Source organism: Pedobacter ginsengisoli (assembly GCF_002736205.1).
GTDB lineage: Bacteria > Bacteroidota > Bacteroidia > Sphingobacteriales > Sphingobacteriaceae > Pedobacter > Pedobacter ginsengisoli_A.
Map to the genome: position 1 here is coordinate 1369288 of NZ_CP024091.1, position 23611 is coordinate 1392898.

The window sequence follows — 23611 nt, forward strand, 5'->3', positions numbered from 1 at the left end:
TCCAATAATTACCTTTCTTTCTTCATTGTAATGTGAGCTTTTTTGATGTTGTTTTGTAGAATTCAAAACAAGTAAATATGAATTTAATAAAAAGAAAGGCACTTGTAATATTCGAAAAGCAATTTGGTAAAACCGGGCAGGTTCTGGACGTTCGTGCATGGAATCCTTCAACGTTTTATGAAATAGACCTGCACTTGCCGGGGGTGGATATGAGCAAATGGCAAAGTGTACAACATATGAAATGCAAAGTTGCAGATGGCGTTTACAGAGACTATACACCTGCACATTGGGACGAGGAGACACAAACCTGCACCTTGTACGTTGATGCAGCCCATGATGGTAGCGGAAGCAAATGGGCCGCCAGCCTAAAACCAAAGGATGAGATTGTTTACCTCGGCATTTCGAGTACTTTTACAAAACCTGTTTCTTCTGTATCTTTAACCTGCTTAGGCGACAGTTCGGCGATAGGACATTTTTTAGCTTTGGAGCAATTAGCAGGCAAGGGTAACGTTTCGGGAGCTGTAGTAATTAAGGAAGAAGAACACCGCAGAGCATTTAGGTCTTATTTTGATTCGCCGTTAGAAGCAATCCCTCAAAAAGTGAATAGTAATATTAACAATTTGCAGGAGTGGTTAAAAGAACAAAACCTTGATAGTGGTGCGGTTTATTTAGCTGGAAACGTTCCTATGGTTGTAGAACTCAGGAAAATAATTAAAGCATTACCGGGTTTTAATGGCCGTGTTAAGGTACAGGGTTTTTGGTGGTAAAGTTTTATCTTTGCGCCCAGTAATAAAGAAAGAATAATGGGAAGTGCACAGCTGGAAAGAATCCAAAAAGAAATAGAGCCTTTAAGGCAACAGATAATCAACCATAAAGTTTATTCAGTTATCAATGACCTTGAAGATTTAAGGATCTTCATGCAATACCACGTGTATGCAGTATGGGATTTTATGTCGCTATTGAAATCGCTTCAAATTAACCTTACATGTACAACTATTCCATGGTTCCCGGTCGGATCGGCAAATAACAGGTATCTCATTAATGAAATTGTAGCCGGAGAAGAATCTGATATAGACAGCAAAGGCGAAAGAAAAAGTCACTTTGAGATGTACCTTGATGCCATGAGCCAGTGTGGTGCAGATACAAACCAGATAAATCAGTTCGTAAATGCTTTGAAAACAACCGGTGATTTGAATAAGGCCTATGAGTTATCTGATACTCCGGATGAGGCCAGGAGCTTTGTAGATTTTACATTTAAAGTTATCAATAGCAATCAGCCGCATTTGCAAGCAAGCACGTTTACCTTTGGCAGAGAAGATTTGATACCTAATATGTTCCTGACTATAGTAAACGACCTGAATAGGAAATTTCCTGAACAGATTTCTCTATTTAAGTACTATCTGGATAGGCATATCGAAGTTGATGGAGATCATCATAGTCACCTTGCGCTTGAAATGACTTCAGACTTATGCGGTAATAACGCAGAGTATTGGAATGCTGCAGAGCAAGCAACCATAGAATCGCTTAAAAAGCGAATTGAACTATGGGATGGCGCCTACAATAAAATTGTATTTGCCACCACTATAGCCTAGTTTATTTCATCAAATCAAAGAATTTTGATAAATCCTTTTCATTGCTGGAGTAAAACGTTAGCTTTTTAGCTGTATCGTAAAGGTATAGTGACGGGTATTGTTTTGGATGGAACAACGGAATAAATACACGATCACGATCTTGTAAAATCGTTACATTCTTTAGGGCTTGTAGTGGTTTGCCATAATTGGTAAAGAAATAGTCAATAGAACGTTGCTCATCCTGAGTAATCATATAAACATTAATATTCTTTAGTTCTTTGGTTCTCTTAGACATGTTTGCGGCTGTTCTCTGGCAGTGTTCGCAAGTAGCATCAAAAAACATCAATAAGGCTTTTTTGCCTTTAGCTATTTGAGTTGTTGAATAGGCATTGCCATCAGTTTTATAGAAAACTGCCGTAGGTAGCACACTACCCGGTAAAAGAGTCTGACTAAAAGCAATGGTCGAAAATGCACAAAGAATTAGGGAGAATATTAGTCTTTTCATGATGTTCTTAATAAGAAAGTGCTAATATCATATTCTTTATAAGAAAAAACGTCATTTAAAACCTAATTTTTACAATAGAGTCAAGGATTTCCAATAAAGATAGTTGCGCTAAGTGATTGCAAATGGCCGGTTTGTGCAACAATAAGATGATAAAAGATTAGCCTGAACTGTTTATAAAAACTTTTCTCTAAGTTTGTTTACATACAAATGAGCGACTAATGAAAGTTGAAAATTTAGAGCCGACAGCGCTTTGGAATAATTTTATCAGTTTAAATGCAATACCCAGGGCATCAAAAAAAGAACAAAGGGTAATACAGTTTATAGTTGATTTTGGCGAAAGCCTTAAACTGCAAACAATTCAGGATCATATCGGGAATGTAGTTATTAAGAAGCCTGCAACTGCTGGTATGGAGAACAGACAAACCGTAATTTTGCAGTCGCACCTGGATATGGTACACCAAAAGAATGGCGATACCATTTTTAATTTCGATACTCAGGGAATTGAAATGTATGTAGATGGTGATTGGGTTAAGGCAAAAGGTACTACTTTGGGTGCCGATAATGGTATTGGAGTAGCAACTATCATGAGTATTTTGGCCTCTTCAGATATTACTCATCCTTCTATTGAAGCTTTATTTACAATAGATGAAGAAACAGGAATGACAGGAGCAAAGGAGCTTGATCCATCTAACCTTTCGGGAACTATTCTGCTTAACCTTGATACCGAAGAAGATGATGAGCTTACTATTGGATGTGCCGGAGGTATAGATACAAATACGATATATACGTATAAGCAAAAACAAGTTGCAGACAATGTAATAGCTTACAAGATATCTATAAAAGGTTTACTTGGTGGCCATTCTGGTATGGATATTCATAAGGGGCGGGCCAATGCGAATAAATTGATGAACAGGTTGCTTTATGAGGCAAATCAGGAGCTTGGTATCCAGTTGGGCTCAGTTGATGGAGGAAGCTTAAGAAATGCCATACCGAGAGAATCAAATGCAGTGATTGTTATAACATCTGCACGGAAAGAAAAATTTAACGACTTTATAAAAAGTTTTACTGTTACTATTAAGGCTGAATTTCATGCTATAGAGCCTTCTTTATCAGTTTCGGCAACTGAGGCAGAGTTACCTGGGTTTGTGATGGATGAGGGAGATTTTACAAAGATTACAAACGCCATTTATGCGTTGCCTAACGGTGTTTTTAGAATGAGTCCCGATATTGCTGACCTGGTAGAGGCATCCTCTAACCTTGCTAGAGTTATTATTGCAAACGGAGAATTTGTTACCCAGTCGCTACAACGAAGTAGTGTTGAAAGTACCAAGCGTGATGTAGCAATTGCGGTAGCTTCGGCTTTGGAAATTATTGGATGTGATGTTTCGCGTAGTGGAGATTATCCGGGCTGGAAACCTAATCCGGATTCTGCCATTTTAGAATTGATGGCAGAGCTATACAGAAACAATTTCAATTCAGAACCTAACGTTAATGCCTGCCATGCAGGTTTAGAATGCGGTATTCTGGGAGCTCATCTTCCTGGAATGGATATGATTTCTTTTGGACCAACAATTCATGGAGCACATTCGCCAGACGAAAAGGTACAGATCTCTTCAGTACAAAAGTTCTGGGACTATTTGCTAAAGGTACTTCAGCAAATTCCAGTTAAAAATAACTAAATACTAGCCAACCTTTTGCCCAAATTATGAAAGTTTACATATACGCGTTTTTAATACTTATTGTTTTTTCTTTATACCAATGCCAGAGTTATAAAAAGGCTTCTACTTTGAAATCGGTTTCAGATAAGCCTATAGATTTTAGTCAGTCGCCTGTTGTTCCCGCCAACGAATCCATTGGTAAAATGCTTATTGAAGATGGATTTGAAGTAGAGCTTATTGCCGCCGAACCGATGGTTACAACACCTGTGGCAATGAGTTTTGATCAGAAAGGACGCATGTGGGTAGTAGAAATGAATGGTTATATGCCCGATACTTTAGGGACTGGAGAAGATAAGCCCTCGGGTAAAATCGTTATTCTGGAGGATAAAAATAAGGACGGTATAGCAGATGAACGTAAACTGGTATTAGATTCATTAGTATTGCCAAGAGCAATTTGCTTAATTGAAGATGGAATTCTGGTAGCAGAACCACCAAACTTGTGGTATTATGAACTTAAAAATGATAAACCGGTAAAAAGAACCCTTGTAGATAATAAATATGCTGTTGATGGTAATGTAGAGCATCAGCCAAATGGATTATTAAGGGCGCTAGATAATTGGATTTATAACGCCAAATCAAGTAAAAGATACAGAAAGCAAGGCGATAAATGGTTAATTGAGGATACGCATTTTAGAGGCCAGTGGGGAATAAGCCAGGATAATTATGGAAGGTTGTACTACAATGATAATTCAACAAATTTATTAGGCGATTATTTTAGCCCGGGCTTTGGCGCTACAAATAGGAACCAAAGAAGTGTAGATGGTTTTTCTGAAAGAACAGTGCCAGATAATCGCGTATACCCAATCAGGCCTACACCAGGGGTAAACAGAGGTTATTCACCAGGAACACTGGATGATAGCTTGAGATTAAGAAACTTTACTGCAGCATGCGGGCCATTGATTTATCGTGGAGATTTATTTGGCAGCGCTTTCGATTTTAATGCATTTGTTGCTGAGCCTTCGGCAAACTTAATTAAGAGAAATATTTTAAAAGAGAACGGAAATGCTGTAAATGGAGAACAAGCATACAAAAATAAAGAGTTTTTAGCCAGCGTCGACGAACGTTTTAGACCCGTAAGTTTATATAATGGGCCTGATGGTGCATTGTATGTTGTGGATATGTATAGGGGAATTATACAGCATAAAACCTATGTTACCCCGTATCTTTCTGGCCAGATTAAAGCCAGAAACCTTACATTACCACTGGCATGCGGCCGAATTTATAAGATTGTTCCTAAAGGTAAAAAGCCAGTTGCTGTAACTATACCTAATGATCCTGATAAACTTATAGCCTTATTGGGAAGTACGAATGGTTTTGTGCGCGATATGGCTCAACAAACGCTAATTGATGGAAAGTACAAGCAAGCCATTCCGCATTTAAAGGCAATTTTAAAGGAAACAACAAATCCTTTACAAGTAATCCATGCAATATGGACGCTTGAGGGTCTTAATGCCTTAGAAACCAATGAGGTATTGCCTTTGTTAAAAAATACAAACTGGCCAATTCGAATGCAGGCTTTAACAGTGTTGCCTTCGGTAATTAATTTATCATCTTATGAGTATTATGTAAAAGCATTAAATGACCTTATAGAAGCTAACGATGAGTTAGCAGCGCCATATGTTGCATTTGTATCAAAATATATTAAGCCATTTAATGAACAGGCAGCCGATAATATGCTGGTTGGTCTTGTAAAAAAATATCCTAACAATAGTTTTGTTTCTGATGCCGTGATTAGCAACTTAGCCTATCGCGAAGAGCGTTTTAAAGAAAGTATCGCCAAATTTGAACCTGATACAAACCTAAAAATAAACAAACAGCTGCAGCGGGTAATTACTGCTTACAATAACACTAAAAAGAATAGAGATCCTGATGTTCTTGCCAAACAATTTCCTAAAGGATCGGCTCTTTTCTTGTCAACCTGCCAAACCTGTCATTCGCACGATGGTAATGGCATAGCTTCTTTAGCTCCGCCGCTAAATAAATCTCAATGGGTGAATGGTGAAAAAAATACACTCATTTCAATTGTGTTGTTTGGATTAACAGGCCCGGTAAATGTTAATGGTCATGTGTATCAGGCCCCTGAAATTGCAGGTGATATGCCTGGAATTGGTCATAGCGATGAAATTTCTGACGAAGATATTGCTCAATTACTAAGCTTTATCAGAAGCTCATGGCAAAACAATGGAGGTAAAATCGATGTTAAGGATGTGGTGAGCGTTCGTGAGAAACTTAAAGGCAGACAAAAAGCATTTACAGTTGAAGAATTAGAATCAAAAAACTGAAAAACAAATTTATGAAAGTAATAATTGGATCAGATCACGCCGGTTTTGCATATAAAACCATATTAGTGAAAATGTTGCTTGATGAAGGATATGAAGTAATAGATAAAGGAACTCATACAAGTGCGCCAAGTGATTACCCTGATCATGCTGCACATGTTGCTCATGCTTTGTTAAATAAAGAAGGCGACAGGGGGATTTTAGTATGTGGTAGCTCTGTAGGAGTTAGTATGGCAGCAAATAAATTTAAGGGTATCAGAGCAGGTGTATGCCATGATACCTATTCGGCACATCAATCAGTTGAACATGATGACGTAAATGTATTATGTATTGGTGAGCGTGTTATTGGCATTGAATTGGCCAAAGATATTGTGAGGGCGTTTCTCAAGGCTATCTTTTCTAACGAAGAACGACATGTTAAACGATTAGAAAAAATAGCCGCTATTGAGAGAGGAGAGATGTAGGGGGCTTTATTGATTGGTAATAACTTGGCCATTAAAGGCATGTTCGGTTCCTTCTGGAGTAAGCATGCCTTTTGATATTATAGTATAAACTTTGCCTTTTTTGATATCTATATCTTTCAGTTCTTTTTTAACTGCACCAGATGCTTTGTCTTTAATTTCAAAAGTGTAGAGCTTGGCAGGAATCTCAACAAAATCACTCGCAGCTTTATATGCTTTATCGGTAGCCACAGCAACACTATCCTTAAATGCAAGATTAAGCGCGGGGGCATCAGGAGATAAATTTATAAACCTTACAAAAGCTTTTTCAGCAGCTGGAACTTTAATGTTATCGTTAACAACAAGATAGTCAAGGCTTGTTGCCTTTCCTATAATGAATAAGGAATAGATTTTGCCGGTTTCAAATTTTAAGCTTTCCGAAAGTAAGCTTTCAGTACTGGTTTCGGTGGTAAGTTTACCGGTAAACTCGCCCGGGCTTAACCGAAAATAAGGTACAACACCCCCAAAAGGAAGCGCACCGGAATTCACTTTGCTTTGGTTCAAATAGAAATTATAAGTAGCTAAAGTAGGCGATGCATTAGTAACACTAACTAAAGAAAGATCTGGGTTGGGAGCAGGATCATTTTTACAAGATTGCATCAGTAAGGTTAAAAGCAAGATAATTATAGCAACAATGCAGATTATAAATGAGTTTGAATAAGAGCTTTTAGTGTAGGATTTAGTAGCCATAAAAATTGGTTTAGGGTTTACAGTTAATAATGAGCATAAAAAAAAACAGAGCCGGCTCATCAAGAGCCGACCCTGAATCTAAATTAACGCTCTCAAACCACTAAACGAGGCTTACAAAGGAATCGCTACAGCAGGATTAAAAAAAATGAAACCATCATGATTTTTCAAACCACAAAGTGGTGTGAATAAATTTGATAGCTTCATCACAAATGAAAGACAAATTATAAACAGATGAAAATTATTCTTCTTTAAGGAGCATATTAGCCAGAGGTTCATCTCTACTATAAATGTCTTTACGGAAATTTAACCGATTATTTCGATCTATAAAGGCGGTAAAATATGCGATGTAAACGGGCACTTTCTTTTTTAAAGTAACATATTGCTCTTTCCCCGCATTCATGGCAGTTTTTATTTTATTGTCATCCCAGCCTTTGTTGTTTTTAAGCAGAAATGCGGCAAGTTTTGCAGGATCTTCTACACGTATACAACCATGACTAAATGCTCTGGAAGATTCCCCGAATAATGATTTCGAAGGTGTATCGTGTAAATAGATATCGTAACTATTTGGAAAAAGGAACTTTACTAAGCCTAATGAGTTTTTTGGGCCAGGCTTTTGCCTTACCACCGGCAAGCCGCCGCTGTAGCCGGTTATTTCCATTTGGTGATTTTTAATGTAACTTTTGTCTCGCCTCATGGCAGGTAATACCTCATTACGCACAATACTTGTCGGAACATTCCAATAAGGGCTAAATACTACATATTTCATATCACCCGAAAAGATAACCGTTTTGTGTATAGATTGTCCCACCACAACATTTCCACTCCACAATAAGCTATCAGCATGGTAAACATGCAATTTAAATTCAGGAATGTTTACACCAAGGTAGCTCGAGTCAATTTGAACAGGTAACCAGCGGCTGCGCTCCATATTAACTAAAAGCTGCCTTATCCTTTTTTTGATTGGGGTATTTAACTCAGTTAACGTGCCGGGGCCTATTGTACCATCCGCAGGCATGCCACTTCTTTCCTGAAATTGTTTTACGGCTAAAAGAAATTCATCATTGTAATGCGTATCAGTAGTGTCGCCTTTAAAATCCTCTAATTTAAATAATCGTGTTTTTATCTGGGCAATCACTGCCGATGAATCTCCGGGCTTATATGATTTTTTATCAGCCACTATGGGTTGCCATTGGTCGTTTTGCTCAAGCTCCCGGTATTTAATAAGGAAGTTCTTTAACAGATCGTATTGTCTGTAAACCGGGGCAACAGTTGTTCCGGCAAATTTGGCTGGGCTTTTAATCATACTATCTAAATAAGCATCGTACGCAATCTTTTTACGTGGAAGAAACCATTCCGACGATTTACTAATGGAAGCATCCATGCCTTCCCAGGCCAGTTTAGCAAAAACAAAATATTGAGCAGTTAGCATCAGCTCCAGTTCAATGTTTGGTTTTTTGGTTGATTTGGCATAAATCATAGAATCCAGCGAAGCCCTGTATGGAATATCTTTGTTAATCCCTTCATCTTTAAGGTTTTTAACTCGATCCGTAAGGTTGCCTGCCTGTTCTATTAATCCATTTTTGTTATACCATGCAAAGGCAAAATGCCTGTTGCTATAAAATTTTTGGATTGAGGCAGTATATTCTTTAAGCAAAGGATGCGCAGTGATAAACGATTCTAATTGAAGTGTATCAAAGAATAACTCCTGCTCAGAATTAAAATTTCCAGGAATTGTTTTGTTCCAATCTTTAATAGAACGTCTTTTTAATGAGTCTTTTGTAATTTTTGGTGCCTTCTTTTCCGATTGGTTGCAGCTATTAAAAAATAGCAGTCCCAAAAGCAAAAAGGCTATAATAGGGAATGGGCGTAACAAATTCATGCTTTAATTTTATGTAATAAATATCATGATTTCAAATCGATTTGAAAAGTAAAGGAAGGGCTCAATCTGCAGATATTCACATCTTTTAGATTCATTCTATTGTAAAATGTTGTATTACAGTTGTTTTGTTGGATTTTTTCTGTTTATAACTATGTTGAAAACCTGTTGATAAGGTGTTGGTGAATTGTTAGAAAAATAAATCATATTTTTCTTGTTTTCAATGGTTTAAGTGTGTAAATTAGATCTATCAATTACGAAGTACTTTGACAGTCTGAAGAAATTCCAAAAAGAAAACTTAGCCCAAGGGCAAAAAGATTCTGGAAATTTCGATGATCAGTAAATAAAAACTCGAAGTTCAAAGGAGACAGAGAACACGGGATTTAAGATTACCGGAGCCCCAGCGCAAAGGTATGTAGACTGCTTCAGGACGGACGTATCTCAGATAATGAAACCTACGGGATGATTTACAAAGAGATAACTTAGACGGGTTTCAAAGTTCGTGAGAACTAAGAATACTACGAAATGGTAAAGTAAAAGAAGAATTGATGCTTTTTTAAAGCTACGGCGATAAAAAGGTGGAAACGGAGAACTCAAATCGAAAGAAGCGAGACTCCGTTTTCTTTTTTATAAGACTTTTTAGCTTCTCAAAAATTAATTAGAATGTTCTTTCGCATTCTTGTACACCTGAGTCAGTGCTTCGTCTTTTCCTTCTACATAGTTTTTAATTGAATATTCTACGCTTGTATCAGGCTTTAACGGGCCTTTCTTTCCTTTCCAGTTTTCCCAATATTTGGTAGAATAGGCTACTATTATCTTCGATTTTGGTAGTTCAAAGCCCCTTACTTCACCATATCCATTAATATTGCCACTGGTGGGTTGGCCAATAAAGATAGCGTTTGTATTTCTTTTAATCCTCACCGCATTCATTACTGCTGATGAGAAAGTATGACGGCCAATAAGTACATAGAATTTTCCTTTCTTGTTTAAATAACTTGCAGATAGGTTTTCAATGAAAGGATTTAAAATGGCCGAATTTCCTCCACCGTTGTAACGTAGGTCGAGTATAATTTTTTCGGGTTTTTGTTCATCAATGATAGGGAAAAGTTCTTCACTGAATTTTGCAAAAGAATATTGTTGGTGCTCTCTGCATTCGCTATAATTGAAATAAAGGATTTTTTTATCCGCATTATAATCGAACCAATAATTACTTCTTTTTTTGTGCGAGAGCAGATTTCCCCCCGATCGTACCAGGTTCAGCTTTGTGACATCTTTGCCTGACACCGGTTTAAGACTAATCTTTTGTATCTGACCAGTGCTATTGCTCAATGTAAAGGTTGCTATCGAATCGCTGTCAATCAGTTCTAAACCATTTAACAATACTGGATTGTTAAGATTTTGCAAAAGGCGATCATCAAAATACGCAGGATTTTCATATTGGATGATTTCCTTAAAACGAGCCATTACTTCACTAACCGGATGTCCGTTTATACTCTCCAATTTACTATTCAGTGCCAAAGCATTTGCAGAATCGATCCCCACAACGAATAAACCTTCCTTAAAAAGCTCGAATTGAATGGGTAAAACTTTACTGAAATCTACTTCTATAAAAGTGTGCTCATCACCTATGGATTTTGTTAACTTAAAGAGTTCAGCAATAAAGCGATTTTGATCAAATCCGTTCGATCTCATGGATACCTGATCAACCTTATTTTCAAATTGGCTACTGTTTATTTTGGCAAAAAGGTTAGTATGCTTAACAGGTAAAGTTTTTTTCAGGAATTCTAAATCTTCCATGAAATCGGTTTTTGATAATGTTTGCGAAAAGGATAGATCGCTGATCAGTACAAATAGAATAGCAATAATTGTTTTTTTCATATTGGGTCAATAGCTTATAAAGAATCGGGTTTATGATGTATTAAGAAAAAGACTAAAATTATTTAGAAATGTTGCGTCAAAATATAAATAAACTATAAGAGTCTTTAATCTTCATCTGGTCATGTGCATTTGATGAGATAAATATAATACTATAATAGAATTACAGAATTGGATTTTTTGGGATTTTGGTGTATTAAAGAGACGACTTATTTACGACTCCTGAACGAGTTTGAGACGACTTTGAACGACCCCTGGTCATTTTTCAGGCCATTAAAGGTGTGATGTTGGCTGATGGAAAGGCGTTAGTGTGATAGGGCGAAACCTTAGCTATAGGGTATAATATATACCCCGATGTTACCCATGTTTTAAGCTGCTGTTAATTTTTCTTGTTGTTTTTAAGGGTGTTATGGATTTTGGGGTAAAAAAGGGTGATTTAAGTTTGTAGAGTGTTTGAATTTTTCTACTTTTGCATCCCGCTTCGGAGGAAGGGCGTCATTGAGAGGGAAGGTATAGGAGAGAAAGAAATGCTGCAGGAAATTTGAAAAAAGATTTGCGAAGAAGAAAAAGATTTCTACCTTTGCAGTCCCAAACAAAACGGGAGTTATCAAACGGAGTTTGTTAACGATAAAAAGAAGATTGAAAAGCGTTATTGGTTAAACAGCAAGCGGGGAACAATACGACCTTGCAGACAACATAAGCCATTAGCGATTAGATATAAGAAAGGGGATCCGTGAGGTGACCCGCGAAGTTCATTAAAGAGATGTCATTTATCAACGTAGCGAGGTAAGAAAGTACGATTTCAAAGTACATGAAACCGGTGCTATTATTTTAGAGTCAGGTTCTGACAGACAATACAAAAACAAGAATACAGACTATTATTAACAAGTTAAGAATGGTCAGTGATTCAAACTATAACATTTTACAATGGAGAGTTTGATCCTGGCTCAGGATGAACGCTAGCGGCAGGCCTAATACATGCAAGTCGAACGATACCATCTGGCTTGCCAGCTGGGAAAGTGGCGCACGGGTGCGTAACGCGTATGCAACCTACCTTAATCAGGGGGATAGCCCGAAGAAATTCGGATTAACACCGCATAAAAACACAGGATAGCATTATCCAATGTTCAAATATTTATAGGATTAAGATGGGCATGCGTGTCATTAGCTAGTTGGCGGGGTAACGGCCCACCAAGGCGACGATGACTAGGGGATCTGAGAGGATGACCCCCCACACTGGTACTGAGACACGGACCAGACTCCTACGGGAGGCAGCAGTAAGGAATATTGGTCAATGGAGGGAACTCTGAACCAGCCATGCCGCGTGCAGGAAGACGGCCCTCTGGGTTGTAAACTGCTTTTATTCGGGAATAAACCACATTACGTGTAATGTGCTGAATGTACCGAAGGAATAAGGATCGGCTAACTCCGTGCCAGCAGCCGCGGTAATACGGAGGATCCAAGCGTTATCCGGATTTATTGGGTTTAAAGGGTGCGTAGGCGGCTTATTAAGTCAGGGGTGAAAGACGGTGGCTCAACCATCGCAGTGCCCTTGATACTGATGAGCTTGAATGGACTAGAGGTAGGCGGAATGTGACAAGTAGCGGTGAAATGCATAGATATGTCACAGAACACCGATTGCGAAGGCAGCTTACTATGGTTTTATTGACGCTGAGGCACGAAAGCGTGGGGATCAAACAGGATTAGATACCCTGGTAGTCCACGCCCTAAACGATGAATACTCGCTGTTAGCGATATACAGTTAGCGGCTAAGCGAAAGCGTTAAGTATTCCACCTGGGGAGTACGCCCGCAAGGGTGAAACTCAAAGGAATTGACGGGGGCCCGCACAAGCGGAGGAGCATGTGGTTTAATTCGATGATACGCGAGGAACCTTACCCGGGCTTGAAAGTTAGTGAATGATCTAGAGATAGGTCAGTGAGCAATCACACGAAACTAGGTGCTGCATGGCTGTCGTCAGCTCGTGCCGTGAGGTGTTGGGTTAAGTCCCGCAACGAGCGCAACCCCTATGTTTAGTTGCCAGCACGTTAAGGTGGGGACTCTAAACAGACTGCCTGTGCAAACAGAGAGGAAGGAGGGGACGACGTCAAGTCATCATGGCCCTTACGTCCGGGGCTACACACGTGCTACAATGGATGGTACAGAGGGCAGCAAGCTGGCAACAGCAAGCGAATCTCAAAAAGCCATTCACAGTTCGGATAGAGGTCTGCAACTCGACCTCTTGAAGTTGGATTCGCTAGTAATCGCGTATCAGCAATGACGCGGTGAATACGTTCCCGGGCCTTGTACACACCGCCCGTCAAGCCATGGAAGTTGGGGGTACCTAAAGTATGTAACCGCAAGGAGCGTCCTAGGGTAAAACCGATAACTGGGGCTAAGTCGTAACAAGGTAGCCGTACCGGAAGGTGCGGCTGGAATACCTCCTTTCTGGAGTAGGCCAGACTACTCGCTACGTAAATGATATAATGACAGAAGATCTCAAAAAGAAAACCCATAGGATGAAGCATCGTTTAGTGCTCCATACTGCAGTATAGACATCAAGTCCCGTAGCTCAGTTTGGTTAGAGCACTACACTGATAATGTAGGGGTCAGCAGTTCAAATCTGCTCGGGACTACAAGATTAATCTTAAGGGGGATTAGCTCAGCTGGCTAGAGCGCCTGCCTTGCACGCAGGAGGTCAACGGTTCGACTCCGTTATTCTCCACCATCACCGTTACCTGTTATAAAAGGTAAGGAAATAGGATATCCTAACAGATATTCCGGGATAGAAAAGTTCTTTGACATATTGGAAGAAGTTAAAAAAGAAGAGCAAACAACAATAGAGACGTTGTTTGACCTGAGGAATACCAAAAGCAAGCAATTGCATGAGGTATACTAAAGAGATAATGACAATCAAAAAAGCATTTCCATAGGCGCAAAAGGCTATGGAGAGAAGAAAGTAAATAAGAGCACACAGGGGATGCCTTGGCTCTCAGAGGCGATGAAGGACGTGATAAGCTGCGATAAGCACTGGGGATTAGCAAATATGACTTGATCCGGTGATTTCCGAATGGGGTAACCTGGCTGGTTGAAGACCAGTCGTAATATACGCAAACCTGCCGAACTGAAACATCTAAGTAAGCAGAGGAAGAGAAAATAATAATGATTTCCTGAGTAGTGGCGAGCGAAAGGGAAAGAGCCCAAACCAGCTATGTTACGGCATAACTGGGGTTGTAGGACTACGATGTGATTATAATGCGATGAAGTGGAACAGGATGGGAAGCCTGGCAATATAGAGTGAGAGCCTCGTACACGTAAGTACCATTAGTCTAGTAGTATCCTGAGTACCGCGAGGTCGGAGACGCCTTGTGGGAATCAGCCGGCACCATCCGGTAAGGCTAAATACTCCTGAGAGACCGATAGTGAACCAGTACCGTGAGGGAAAGGTGAAAAGAACCCCGAACAGGGGAGTGAAATAGAACCTGAAACTGTGTGCTTACAAGCGGTCGGAGCGTCCAGGTGGCGTGACGGCGTGCCTTTTGCATAATGAGCCTACGAGTTACTCTTCTCTGGCAAGGTTAAGTGTTTCAGACACGGATCCGAAGCGAAAGCGAGTCTGAATAGGGCGTATAGTCAGGGGAGGTAGACGCGAAACCTTGTGATCTACCCATGGACAGGTTGAAGGTGCGGTAACACGTACTGGAGGACCGAACCGATAAACGTTGAAAAGTTTCCGGATGATCTGTGGGTAGGGGTGAAAGGCTAATCAAACTGGGAAATAGCTCGTACTCCCCGAAATGTTTTTAGGAACAGCGTCGTGGTGAAGTTAAATAGAGGTAGAGCTACTGATTGGGTGCGGGGGAGTCAAATCCTACCAAATCCAGACAAACTCCGAATGCTATTTAATATACACGGCAGTGAGGCGCGGGGTGCTAAGGTCACGCGCCGAGAGGGAAAGAACCCAGACCATCAGCTAAGGTCCCCAAGTTACAGTTAAGTTGAACTAACGAGGTCCGATTGCATAGACAGCTAGGATGTTGGCTTGGAAGCAGCCATTCATTTAAAGAGTGCGTAACAGCTCACTAGTCGAGCGATCGGGCATGGATAATAAACGGGCATAAAATTGTACACCGAAGCTATGGGTAATATTAATATTACGGTAGGGGAGCATTCCAGCGGCAGCGAAGCTATGACGTAAGTTGTGGTGGAGCTTCTGGAAAAGCAAATGTAGGCATAAGTAACGATAAGGCGGGCGAGAAACCCGCCCACCGAAAGGATAAGGTTTCCTGATCAACGCTAATCGGATCAGGGTTAGTCGGGGCCTAAGGAGAACCCGAAAGGGAAATTCGATGGACAACGGGTTAATATTCCCGTACTTTTTATAACTGCGATGTGGGGACGGAGTAGTGACACTGCCGCGATCTGACGGAATAGATCGTTGAAGGCTGTAGGTATTGTACCGGTAGGCAAATCCGCCGGTGTAGCTGAACGCTGATAGTACCGCAAACCTTCGGGGGCGTGGATAGTGCAGGTAATCAGACTTCCAAGAAAAACCGCTAAGCTTCAGGTTATAAAAACCCGTACCGCAAACCGACACAGGTATCCGGGAAGAGAATTCTAAGGTGCTCGAGTGAATCATGGCTAAGGAACTCGGCAAAATGGCCCTGTAACTTCGGGAGAAGGGGCGCTGGTAGCAATATCAGCCGCAGTGAAAAGGCCCAGGCGACTGTTTAACAAAAACACATGGCTTTGCAAAATCGAAAGATGAAGTATAAGGCCTGACACCTGCCCGGTGCTGGAAGGTTAAGAGGGGATGTCAGTCGTAAGGCGAAGCATTGAATCGAAGCCCCAGTAAACGGCGGCCGTAACTATAACGGTCCTAAGGTAGCGAAATTCCTTGTCGGGTAAGTTCCGACCTGCACGAATGGTGTAACGATCTGGGCGCTGTCTCAGCCATGAGCTCGGTGAAATTGTGGTCCCGGTGAAGACGCCGGGTACCCGCAACGGGACGGAAAGACCCCATGCACCTTCACTACAATTTAACATTGACATTGGATACAGGATGTGTAGGATAGGTGGGAGACTATGAAGCGGCGTCGCCAGGCGTCGTGGAGTCAACGTTGAAATACCACCCTTTCTGTATTCGGTGTCTAACTCCGCCAAGCGGAGGACATTGTTTGATGGGTAGTTTGACTGGGGTGGTCGCCTCCAAAAAGGTAACGGAGGCTTTCAAAGGTAAGCTCAATACGCTTGGTAACCGTATGAGGAGTGCAATAGCATAAGCTTGCTTGACTGTGAGACAAACAAGTCGATCAGGGTCGAAAGACGGATATAGTGATCCGGTGGTTCTGCATGGAAGGGCCATCGCTCAAAGGATAAAAGGTACGCTGGGGATAACAGGCTGATCTCCCCCAAGAGCTCATATCGACGGGGAGGTTTGGCACCTCGATGTCGGCTCGTCACATCCTGGGGCTGGAGAAGGTCCCAAGGGTTCGGCTGTTCGCCGATTAAAGTGGCACGCGAGCTGGGTTCAGAACGTCGCGAGACAGTTCGGTCCCTATCTGTTGTGGGCGTTGGAATTTTGAGTGGGGCTGACCTTAGTACGAGAGGACCGGGTTGGACTAGCCTCTAGTGAATCTGTTGTTCCGCCAGGGGCATTGCAGAGTAGCTACGCTGGGAATAGATAAGCGCTGAAAGCATCTAAGTGCGAAACTAGCCACGAGATGAGAATTCCATATAGGACCGTAGCAGACTACTACGTTGATAGGTTACAGATGTAAAGATGGTGACATCAAAGTCGAGTAATACTAATAATCCGAAGCTTTCAAGAGCAGTAAACTGTTGTTTGTTCTTCAAAACTTAACTTCTTTCAATAATATGTCATTTGTAGAGTGGTACTTAGTATGGAGTACTTAGTAGTTAGAGATGATGTTGGCTCAGGCGAACAGGTTCAGCTCTGGATACTAACTACTACAATCTAACTACTATACTTACAATTAAAAATATTTAGGTGCCTATATCGGTGGTGTCCACCTCTTCCCATTCCGAACAGAGAAGTTAAGCCCACCAGAGCCGATGGTACTGCGGTAACACGTGGGAGAGTAGGTCGGTGCCAAATCTTAAATCCAAAACCCTGTAATGTTAAATTACAGGGTTTTTGGCGTTTATAACCTTCCTGGTTAACTAAACTTGAGCTTTAACTGTGGATGATGTTTATCATAGCTTGATGTTTACGATGGTTTCTGTAAAACCTTTAGGGCTTTATTATAAAATTTCTTATTCTCTCTTTATCAAGCAATAGTTTTTAGAAAGTGTTATTGATGATTATCTTAATTATGTTACAAATTGTGAAAATAAATATTTCACAATGACAATATAAATAATTAGGTTTAGTACTTAAACACACACAATATGAAAAAGAAACTATTAACTGCAGTAGCAGTATTGGCTTCCCTATGCGGGTATGCCCAAACAAAAGGTACCAGTGCTTTAGGTTTTGGTATTACTTCACAAACAAGTAAGTCTAAGGTCAGAAATGGAGCCGGCGCTACTGATATTGACAAAACAAAAACGAACAATTTCACTTTGAGCTACGGATTATTTATAAAGGATAATACCAAATTAGGTCTTGATGTCAGTTATGGAAACCAAGATTACCAATATGTAGCGAATGTTTCAGGATCAAAGTCAAAAAGTTATGGAGCTGGTATAAATTATCAGCAGTATTATCCATTGGTTAAAAAGCTATACGCTTTTGCTGGTGGTTCATTGGGCTATGGTTATACGAAAACTGATAATGCCGACCCAAATTATGAGGACAGGATAACTGATCGATATTCGGTTGGTGTAGATGGTGGTTTAACATGGTTTTTTTCTAAAAGATTTGCCATTGAATCAAGTTTGTTATCAGCAAATGCATTCTACACAGTCGATAAGCAAAAAGGAAATAATAATGGTGGTCAAAGTAGCTATGAAAATAGTTATACCCTTTTTAATTTGAGTACTAGCGGAGCTTTCAACAACCTCGGCTTTAAAATATATTTGCTATTCTAAAGCTTAAATTTTATATCAAATTGAGGATGTCTCAAAAAGGCATCCTCTTTTTGTTGATTAAAAAGCATAAATTTGAACGGGATAAATTTGTTTTAATCAATTGAATTTCAGATATTTAAGTGTTAATAATTGAGATTTATGTCATCAAAAAGACCTGTTTTTAAGCCTTACTATCAGGACCAGATCATGGCCTTTCCACCTACCTTAGATGAGTTGGTGGGCAAGAAGCACCCGGTAAGGATCGTAAATGATATTATCAACCGCATCAACATCCAGGGGCTTCTGGATGCTTATCAAGACAAGGGTACTTCGAGTTATCATCCTCAGATGCTCTTAAAAGTACTTGTTTATGGTTATGTAAGTAATGTATATAGTAGTAGAAAGCTAGAAACCGCCTGCAAAGAAAACATCAATTTTATGTGGCTGAGTGGGATGAGCTATCCCGACCACAATACCATCAACCGATTTCGTGGGGTACGTTTAAAGGAATCACTTCGCAGTGTATTTGAAGAAGTTGTGCGTTTACTTGCTGGTGAGGGTTTATTGAGTATTGAAGAGGTATATACTGATGGAACTAAGATAGAAGCCAATGCCAACAAATACACATTCGTATGGAAAAAGGCTATCCAAACCAATAAGGAAAAGATGAAGAAGGCTTTGCGTGAAATTTGGCAATATGCCCAAAGTGTAGCCAAAGCAGAAGACAATCTACCTGAACCACCAGATTTTACTGATATCAATCCTGAGCGGGTACAAGATACGGTGGACACATTAAATGCAGTACTTGCAGATAAGCCAGAGGTTGACAAAAAAGTCAAAAACAAACTCAAGTATGCAAGTAAAGAATATCCTAAAAAGCTAGCTGAATATGAAAATAAAGAAGCAATTTTGGGTGGAAGAAACAGTTATAGCAAGACAGATCCCGATGCTACATTTATGCGGATGAAAGAAGACCACATGAAAAATGGGCAGCTCAAAGCGGGTTACAATGTGCAGATCTCTACTTCCAACCAGTTTATCGTCAACTACACCATTCATCCAAACCCTACAGATACCACAACATTAGCAGCACACATCAATCAGCACCAGGCCAGTTTTGGTAAAACTTTAAAAACACTTACAGCCGATGCAGGTTATGGAAGCGAAGAGAATTATGAGCTCCTAAAAGCTAAGGATATTGAGGCCTATGTTAAATATGGTATGTTCGATAAACAACAGAGCGAAAAGTATAATAACAACAAAGTCTTTAGTGCTCAGAAGTTGTTTTATAATCATGAAAAAGACTGTTATATCTGCCCAATGGGTCAGCAGATGGATTATATAGGGAATGCTAAGCGGATAACGACAACAGGCTTTAAGCAGACCAGTAAAAAATACCAGGCAAAAAACTGTAGCAACTGTCCGTTAAACGGTGCCTGTCATAAATCTAAAGGAAATAGGATTATAGAAATTAACGAGAATCTGGAGAAGCACAAAGAGCTAGCCTATGAGCTACTCAACAGTGAAGAAGGCATCGAAAAACGAAAGCAGCGATGTCATGATGTAGAGCCAGTTTTCGGAAATATTAAACAGAACCATGGGTTCCGCAGATTTATGCTCCGCGGTAAGGAAAAAGTAGCAATAGAATGGGGATTATTAGCAATAGCACAAAATATCAGGAAAAAAGCAGCTTAAAAAGAGCTGCTTTTGATATTTTTATCCCAAAATAAGATGAAGTAACAAAAGCAACCCATTAGCAACCGAACACCAAGCAAAAATTGTTTTTAACAAAATAAGGCTGCCTCATTTATTTGAGACAGCCTCATATTTTTCACAATTATATTTAGAATTTTAAGTATTTATTGGTTGTTTATTCAATTTCGTATCAAGCGTAAAAATCGCTAAATTTAGGTGTCATGAGTAAAACTGCTAAAAACCCTTCGTTACAGAAGAAGATCTTTGTTCTCGATACTTCTGTTATTTTATACGATCATAATGCTTTCAATAATTTCCAGGAGCATGATGTAGCTATACCAATTCAGGTTTTAGAAGAGCTTGATAACATGAAGAATGGTAATGAAACAAGGAATGCTGAAGCGAGAAGTTTTATTAGGCTTATGGATAATGCATCAGGTAATAAAATTATCAACCAGTGGATTCCTTTAAACGGCAGCAAAAGTGGCCGATTTAAAGTGGTAATGGATAATAAGCCCGATCATGCAGATGCAGAAGCTATTTTTGGTGCAGGAAAGTTTGATCATCGTATTCTAAATGCTGCTTTAAGTTTAAAGCAAGAGTTTCCGGAGAAAAAGGTAATACTCGTATCAAAAGATATATGCCTGCGTTTAAAAGCAAAATCGTTGGAACTTTATGCTGAAGATTACGAAACAGGAAAGATCAAAAATGTAGATGAACTTTATACCGGGAAAACAGTTCTTTCTAAAGTTCCGGAGCAACTTTTTGCTGAGCTTAAAACAGAAGGTAGTATTAGCACTGAGTTACTGGATATTGCACCTCAATCTCCAAATCATTTTTGTATACTAAAAAACAGCAGGAAAACTGCTACAGCCTGGTTTGATTCCACTACACAGCGTTTATATCCGGTTAGTTCAAAGAAAATATTTAATATTTCACCGCGAAATCATGAGCAATCTTTTGCTGTGCATGCTTTACTAAATCCGGAAATTAAACTGGTAACCATTCAGGGTAAGGCAGGTACTGGAAAAACACTTCTTGCCATTGCAAGTGCATTGGAACAGCGGAAAGATTACAGGCAAATCTATGTAACAAGGCCAATTATTCCATTAAGTAATAAGGATATAGGATTTTTACCAGGAGACGCAAAATCGAAGATAGATCCTTATATGGCCCCAATATGGGATAATCTGAGGTTCATTAAAGAACAGTATAATCACGATTTAAAGATGCAGGGAAGGATAGATGAGTTTGTAACTACAGGTAAAATTGTAATTACTCCGCTTGCTTATATTAGGGGAAGAACGCTTTCTAAGATCTTTTTTATTGTTGATGAAGCACAAAACTTAACTCCACATGAAATTAAAACTATAATTTCGCGGGCTGGGGAAGATACCAAGATCATATTTACAGGTGATATTTATCAAATAGATACACCTTATCTTGATGCCGAGAGTAATGGGTTATCTTACCTGATAGAAAATGCAAAGAACCACCCGCTATACGCACACATTACGTTGGATAAGGGTGAACGTAGCGAACTGGCAAATCTTGCAAACGACTTATTATAATTTGAATAATAAACTAGCGATTATGTTTAAAAAAACTGTTCTGATAAAGAATTTAATCTTGTTCATTCCATTTCTGATGATGTTGTCCTGTAAACAAAAAGAACAAGCTGCAAGTCAGCTTGTTGAAGACCCGCATTCTTTTTCAAAACCAGCTATAGCTGTAGTTGAACATCTGGATCTGGATATAAAGGTTAATTTTGAGAATCAACAGATTAGTGGAAAGGCAGTTTGGAAAATAAACAATAAGGCTAAATCAAATGAGATTATTTTTGATGATGGTCAACTTAATATATCAAAAATCACTCTTGGTGCAGAAGAAAAGGAAACCACATTTACCTATGGCGAGGAGAAGGAGTTTTTAGGAAGGCCACTAAAAGTGGTTATTACCCCTGAAACAAAGTTGATAACCATTTATTATACAACCAATGCACAAGCAAGTGCTTTGCAGTGGCTAAATCCGCATCAAACAGCAGGTAAAAAGCGTCCTTATTTATTTACACAGTCAGAAAGCATCGCTGCCCGCAGTTGGATTCCTTGTCAGGATAGTCCAGGTATAAGGTTTACATACAATGCAACCGTTTCAGTTCCAAATGATTTGCTCGCTTTAATGAGTGCAGAAAATCCTGAGGTAAAAAACAGTAAGGGTATTTATCATTTTAAGCAGATTCATCCTATTCCTTCTTATCTGCTGGCGTTGGCTGTTGGTGATATCGAATTCAAAGCCGTTGATAAACGTACAGGAATATATGCTGAGCCATCGGTATTGGCAAATGCTGTTTATGAATTTGCCGACATGGGTAAAATGGTAAATGCTGCTGAAAAGCTGTATGGCCCATACAGATGGGGCAGGTATGATTTATTGGTGCTGCCTCCAAGTTTTCCGTTTGGAGGTATGGAAAATCCCAATTTAACATTCATTACTCCTACAGTTATAGCTGGCGACAGATCTTTGGTGAGTATAATTAGCCATGAATTGGCACACAGTTGGAGTGGTAATTTGGTTACAAACGCTACATGGAATGATTTCTGGCTTAATGAAGGGTTTACGAATTACTTTGAAAGAAGGATAGATGAAGCGATTTTTGGTAAGACTGAAGCTCAGATACAAGAAGAATTTGCAAAAAAGGCTTTGGAAGATGCAGTTAAGGAAATGGGAGATACAAGTAAGGATACTTATTTGAAAACTGATTATACAGGACGAAATCCGGACGAAGGAACTAATGACATTGCTTATGAAAAGGGCTATTTCTTTTTGCGTACAATTGAAGAAGCAGTAGGTAGGGAGAAATTTGATGTTTTTTTGAGAGGTTATTTTGATAGCCATGCTTTCCAATCTGTTTCTACAGAACAGTTTTTATTGTATTTGAATGAAAATCTAATTAAGGGTAATTCTGACCTTGAGAAGAAAATCCGTATAAATGATTGGGTTTATGGACCAGGAATACCATCAAATATTGCTTATTCTAAAGATTTGTTAAGTAAGGGAGGAAAGCTATGGAAAATTGATGGTCTTGTAGTTTCTGCCACAAAGGGATTGCCTTTTGATACATCTATGCTGAAAAGAGAAATTGTAACCAGTAATGAGAAGAAGTTTTTTATCACTTATTTGCCAAAAAAATTATCAGTTGAACAAATGAAATTTTTAGATGAACAATTTAATTTTACCGGCTCTAATAATACTGATATTCAGTTGTTATGGTACACTATGGCTATTGGTAACCACTATACCGTTGCCGATAAAAGAATAGAAGATTATTTAATAGAAAATGGAAGAATGTGGCATATTATTCCTTTGTATAAGGAAATGATGAAAACCCCTGAAGGTTTAAAAAGAGCTAAAGAGATTTACAAAAAAGCCCGACCTAACTATCATCCTATGACTTACATGGCTATAGATAAACTTTTAAAGTAAAATTATTTGATCAGGTGTTCTTCAAAAATTATTTTGTTGTAAAAGGGATCAATAACAGTCATTTCTAGAGTATTTGCCTGCCATTCTGAATGTTCCAGTCCGGGATTCATGTATTTATAAGATTTACTGATCAATAAACTGTGAAAGCTTTGAAGCCCTTTAAAGTTTTGGATAGAAATTTTGGCACCTGGTGAGGAATCGCCATGGTGCTCTGATAAATCTATTTCAACATCTTGAATGGCTACTCTAATATAGAAAGGACTAGCTTCTGGACGATGTTCGAATACGATTTTGGCTTCCAGCCATTCTACATAAAATTCTATTGCCTTTGCATAATCAAAGGCTCTGAAAATGGGAATTATCTTAGTCATTATACATATATTGTTTTG

At 39.3% G+C, this 23611-nt stretch carries 14 protein-coding genes, 2 tRNA genes and 3 rRNA genes; 14 read left to right on the forward strand and 5 right to left on the reverse strand.

All coding sequences use genetic code 11. The annotated features are described in order from the left end of the window. Positions 1-77: 77 nt before the first annotated feature. Positions 78-767 (forward strand): siderophore-interacting protein, encoded by a 690-nt coding sequence (locus CPT03_RS05585; protein WP_099437915.1) that lies wholly within the window; start codon positions 78-80, stop codon positions 765-767. 36 nt (positions 768-803) lie between these two features. Further along, entirely contained in the window at positions 804-1592 is a 789-nt protein-coding gene (locus CPT03_RS05590) for a DUF3050 domain-containing protein (protein ID WP_099437916.1), read from the forward strand. Position 1593: 1 nt separating this feature from the next. Here CPT03_RS05590 and CPT03_RS05595 read toward each other — a convergent pair whose 3' ends face one another. Further along, complete coding sequence (locus CPT03_RS05595) at positions 1594-2076, reverse strand: TlpA family protein disulfide reductase (protein WP_099437917.1); 483 nt, start codon at positions 2074-2076, stop codon at positions 1594-1596. A gap of 218 nt (positions 2077-2294) precedes the next feature. Between CPT03_RS05595 and CPT03_RS05600 the strand changes: the two genes are divergently transcribed. Genes CPT03_RS05600 through rpiB form a run of 3 tightly spaced genes read left to right on the forward strand, consistent with a single transcriptional unit; the run spans position 2295 to position 6537 of the window. Next, the gene (locus tag CPT03_RS05600; protein ID WP_099437918.1) at positions 2295-3755 is read left to right on the forward strand and encodes an aminoacyl-histidine dipeptidase; all 1461 of its coding nucleotides are present in this window, start codon (positions 2295-2297) and stop codon (positions 3753-3755) included. Positions 3756-3781: 26 nt separating this feature from the next. Next, positions 3782-6076 (forward strand): c-type cytochrome, encoded by a 2295-nt coding sequence (locus CPT03_RS05605; protein ID WP_099437919.1) that lies wholly within the window; start codon positions 3782-3784, stop codon positions 6074-6076. 11 nt (positions 6077-6087) lie between these two features. Beyond that, entirely contained in the window at positions 6088-6537 is a 450-nt protein-coding gene (rpiB, locus tag CPT03_RS05610; RefSeq protein ID WP_099437920.1) for a ribose 5-phosphate isomerase B, read from the forward strand. Between the two features lie 6 nt (positions 6538-6543). Here the strand turns inward: rpiB and CPT03_RS05615 are convergent, their stop codons facing one another. The 3 genes from CPT03_RS05615 to CPT03_RS05625 all read right to left on the reverse strand — a co-directional run bounded on the left by CPT03_RS05615 (position 6544) and on the right by CPT03_RS05625 (position 11017). Beyond that, on the reverse strand, positions 6544-7263 hold the full coding sequence (locus CPT03_RS05615) for a DUF4397 domain-containing protein (RefSeq protein WP_157766361.1): 720 nt from the start codon (positions 7261-7263) through the stop codon (positions 6544-6546). A gap of 238 nt (positions 7264-7501) precedes the next feature. After that, complete coding sequence (locus tag CPT03_RS05620) at positions 7502-9142, reverse strand: murein L,D-transpeptidase (protein WP_099437922.1); 1641 nt, start codon at positions 9140-9142, stop codon at positions 7502-7504. 651 nt (positions 9143-9793) lie between these two features. Then, positions 9794-11017, reverse strand: coding sequence for a S41 family peptidase (locus tag CPT03_RS05625; RefSeq protein WP_099437923.1), 1224 nt, complete (start codon positions 11015-11017; stop codon positions 9794-9796). A gap of 921 nt (positions 11018-11938) precedes the next feature. On the opposite strand from CPT03_RS05625, the gene CPT03_RS05630 reads away from it, so the two are divergent. The 9 genes from CPT03_RS05630 (at position 11939) to CPT03_RS05670 (ending at position 23222) form a co-directional block, all read left to right on the forward strand. Further along, positions 11939-13460, forward strand: a 16S ribosomal RNA gene (locus CPT03_RS05630). A 113-nt stretch (positions 13461-13573) separates the two neighbouring features. Further along, positions 13574-13648: transfer RNA gene (locus tag CPT03_RS05635), tRNA-Ile, on the forward strand. Between the two features lie 15 nt (positions 13649-13663). Next, a tRNA-Ala gene (locus CPT03_RS05640) sits at positions 13664-13740 on the forward strand. A gap of 225 nt (positions 13741-13965) precedes the next feature. Beyond that, a 23S ribosomal RNA gene (locus CPT03_RS05645) occupies positions 13966-16842 on the forward strand. Between the two features lie 176 nt (positions 16843-17018). Next, positions 17019-17130, forward strand: a 5S ribosomal RNA gene (gene rrf / locus CPT03_RS05650). Together the 16S, 23S and 5S rRNA genes with 2 tRNA genes alongside form the textbook arrangement of a ribosomal RNA operon. A gap of 293 nt (positions 17131-17423) precedes the next feature. Then, positions 17424-18065: an outer membrane beta-barrel protein gene (locus CPT03_RS05655; RefSeq protein ID WP_099437924.1), complete on the forward strand. Its 642-nt coding sequence runs from the start codon at positions 17424-17426 to the stop codon at positions 18063-18065. Between the two features lie 138 nt (positions 18066-18203). Beyond that, entirely contained in the window at positions 18204-19739 is a 1536-nt protein-coding gene (locus tag CPT03_RS05660; protein WP_099437925.1) for an IS1182 family transposase, read from the forward strand. Positions 19740-19960: 221 nt separating this feature from the next. Next, positions 19961-21310 carry a PhoH family protein gene (locus tag CPT03_RS05665; RefSeq protein WP_099437926.1) on the forward strand — a complete coding sequence of 450 codons (1350 nt, stop codon included), beginning with the start codon at positions 19961-19963 and terminating at the stop codon, positions 21308-21310. Between the two features lie 22 nt (positions 21311-21332). Next, positions 21333-23222: a M1 family metallopeptidase gene (locus CPT03_RS05670; protein WP_245869983.1), complete on the forward strand. Its 1890-nt coding sequence runs from the start codon at positions 21333-21335 to the stop codon at positions 23220-23222. A 2-nt stretch (positions 23223-23224) separates the two neighbouring features. Here CPT03_RS05670 and CPT03_RS05675 read toward each other — a convergent pair whose 3' ends face one another. Next, positions 23225-23593, reverse strand: a complete 369-nt coding sequence (locus CPT03_RS05675) for a glyoxalase superfamily protein (protein WP_099437927.1) — start codon at positions 23591-23593, stop codon at positions 23225-23227. Positions 23594-23611: the final 18 nt, after the last annotated feature.

Excerpts from the sequence above, each read along its gene's own strand:
- CPT03_RS05585 (WP_099437915.1), top strand. The coding sequence starts at position 78 with ATGAATTTAATAAAAAGAAAGGCACTTGTAATATTCGAAAAGCAATTT.
- CPT03_RS05590 (WP_099437916.1), top strand. The coding sequence starts at position 804 with ATGGGAAGTGCACAGCTGGAAAGAATCCAAAAAGAAATAGAGCCTTTA.
- CPT03_RS05595 (WP_099437917.1), bottom strand. The coding sequence starts at position 2,076 with ATGAAAAGACTAATATTCTCCCTAATTCTTTGTGCATTTTCGACCATT.
- CPT03_RS05600 (WP_099437918.1), top strand. The coding sequence starts at position 2,295 with ATGAAAGTTGAAAATTTAGAGCCGACAGCGCTTTGGAATAATTTTATC.
- CPT03_RS05605 (WP_099437919.1), top strand. The coding sequence starts at position 3,782 with ATGAAAGTTTACATATACGCGTTTTTAATACTTATTGTTTTTTCTTTA.
- rpiB (WP_099437920.1), top strand. The coding sequence starts at position 6,088 with ATGAAAGTAATAATTGGATCAGATCACGCCGGTTTTGCATATAAAACC.
- CPT03_RS05615 (WP_157766361.1), bottom strand. The coding sequence starts at position 7,263 with ATGGCTACTAAATCCTACACTAAAAGCTCTTATTCAAACTCATTTATA.
- CPT03_RS05620 (WP_099437922.1), bottom strand. The coding sequence starts at position 9,142 with ATGAATTTGTTACGCCCATTCCCTATTATAGCCTTTTTGCTTTTGGGA.
- CPT03_RS05625 (WP_099437923.1), bottom strand. The coding sequence starts at position 11,017 with ATGAAAAAAACAATTATTGCTATTCTATTTGTACTGATCAGCGATCTA.
- CPT03_RS05655 (WP_099437924.1), top strand. The coding sequence starts at position 17,424 with ATGAAAAAGAAACTATTAACTGCAGTAGCAGTATTGGCTTCCCTATGC.
- CPT03_RS05660 (WP_099437925.1), top strand. The coding sequence starts at position 18,204 with ATGTCATCAAAAAGACCTGTTTTTAAGCCTTACTATCAGGACCAGATC.
- CPT03_RS05665 (WP_099437926.1), top strand. The coding sequence starts at position 19,961 with ATGAGTAAAACTGCTAAAAACCCTTCGTTACAGAAGAAGATCTTTGTT.
- CPT03_RS05670 (WP_245869983.1), top strand. The coding sequence starts at position 21,333 with ATGTTTAAAAAAACTGTTCTGATAAAGAATTTAATCTTGTTCATTCCA.
- CPT03_RS05675 (WP_099437927.1), bottom strand. The coding sequence starts at position 23,593 with ATGACTAAGATAATTCCCATTTTCAGAGCCTTTGATTATGCAAAGGCA.